Origin of the sequence: Mycobacterium sp. PO1, assembly GCF_017312405.1 — a bacterium.
Classification (GTDB): domain Bacteria; phylum Actinomycetota; class Actinomycetes; order Mycobacteriales; family Mycobacteriaceae; genus Mycobacterium.
The window spans coordinates 1-1,732 of sequence record NZ_BLTG01000143.1 but is presented as its reverse complement, the minus strand read 5'-3'; the positions used below and the strand labels follow the sequence as shown (position 1 = coordinate 1,732).

Genomic DNA, 1,732 nt, shown 5'->3' with positions numbered 1-1,732 from the left:
ACACCGAGGGTCTGCAGATCACCACCACCATCAACCCGCAGGCGCAGGCCGCCGCGGTCGACGCCGCCGACGAGTACATGGAGGGCCAGGACCCCGACATGCGCACGGCGATCGTGTCGATCGACCCGAAGACCGGCGGGGTGGAGGCCTACTACGGCGGCACCGACGCCGCCGGGTTCGACTTCGCCCAGGCCGGTCTGCCCACCGGCTCGTCGTTCAAGGTCTTCGCGTTGGTCGCGGCGCTGGAGCAGGGCATGGGCCTGGGCTATCAGGTGGACAGCTCGCCGGTGACGGTCAACGGCATCGAGATCTCCAACGTCGAGGGCAACAGCTGCGGCACCTGCAACATCGCCGAGGCGCTCAAGCGTTCGCTGAACACCAGCTACTACCGGCTGATGCTGGAGCTGGAGAACGGCCCGGCCGACGTGGCCGACGCCGCGCACCGCGCCGGCATCGCCGAGAGCTTCCCCGGGGTGGAGCACACGCTGTCCGAGGACGGCCAGGGCGGCCCGCCCAACAACGGTGTGGTGCTGGGGCAGTACCAGTCCCGGGTGATCGACATGGCCTCGGCGTACGCCACGCTGGCCGCGTCGGGCGTCTACCACAAGCCGCACTTCGTGCAGAAGGTCGTCAACGCCGAGGGCACCGTGCTGTACGACGCCAGCCAGGAGGACAACACCGGCGAGCAGCGCATCGAGAAGGACGTGGCCGACAACGTCACCGCCGCGATGCAGCCCATCGCCGCCTACTCCGGCGGGCACGCGCTGGCCGGGGGTCGCCCGTCGGCCGCCAAGACCGGCACCAACCAGCTCGGTGACACCGGCGCCAACCGCGACGCCTGGATGGTCGGATTCACCCCGTCGCTGTCGACGGCAGTATGGGTCGGTACCACCGAGGGCACCAAGCCGCTGGAGAACCAGTGGGGTTCGCCGGTGTACGGGTCGGGTCTGCCGTCGGACATCTGGAAGGCGACGATGGACGGCGCCCTCGACGGCACCGACACCGAGTCGTTCCCGAAGCCCGAGGAGATCGGCGGATACGCCGGGGTGCCGGCACCGCCCCCGCCGCCGCCGACCTCGACCGAGCCCCCACCGCCGTCGGAGACCGTCATCCAGCCGACGCTGGAGATCGCGCCGGGCATCACGATTCCGTGGGGGCCGCCGACCACGGTGCCCGCGTCGCCCGCACCAGGGGCGCCGCCTCCGCCGCCGGATCCCGCGGCCGTGCCGCCCGGACCTGACGGTCAACCCGCCCCGGTGAACGAGCCTGGCGTGCCGGTCGCGCCCGGAGCCCCGCCGCCGCCCCCGTGACGGACGGTCGCGACGAGGCCGAGTCCGAGTTCGATGCTGCGGCTCGGGCGGAGGAGTCGGGTTGGCCCGTGCGGCCGGCGGAGCTGGATTCGCCGGCTCAGCCGGCAGGGTTGGAGTCGCCGGCTCGGCCGGAGGAGATCGAAGCCCCGGCTCGACTGGCAGGGATGGAGTCGCCCGCCCGGCTCGCAGGTGACCTCCGGAGCCTCGACGACCGCGACCTGCCCAGCCGCACCGACACGATCGGCGCCGCGCTGGCGGGCACCATCGGCGGGCCGGTCGGCCGGCACGCGCTGATCGGTCGCACCCGCTTCCTGACCCCGCTGCGGGTGATGATGCTGATCGCGCTGGTGTTCCTGGCGCTGGGCTATTCGACGAAAGCGGCGTGCCTGCAGACCACCGGGTCCGGCACCGCCGAGCAACGG

1 protein-coding gene and 1 pseudogene are annotated in these 1,732 nt (G+C 72.3%); both read left to right on the top strand.

Annotated features, from left to right (window positions below; genetic code table 11):
- A partial coding sequence (locus J3476_RS27565) for a transglycosylase domain-containing protein (protein WP_207069433.1) occupies positions 1-1,310 on the top strand: 1,310 nt, incomplete at its 5' end.
- 137 nt (positions 1,311-1,447) lie between these two features.
- Positions 1,448-1,732: pseudogene (locus J3476_RS27560) on the top strand (hypothetical protein); the annotation flags it as partial.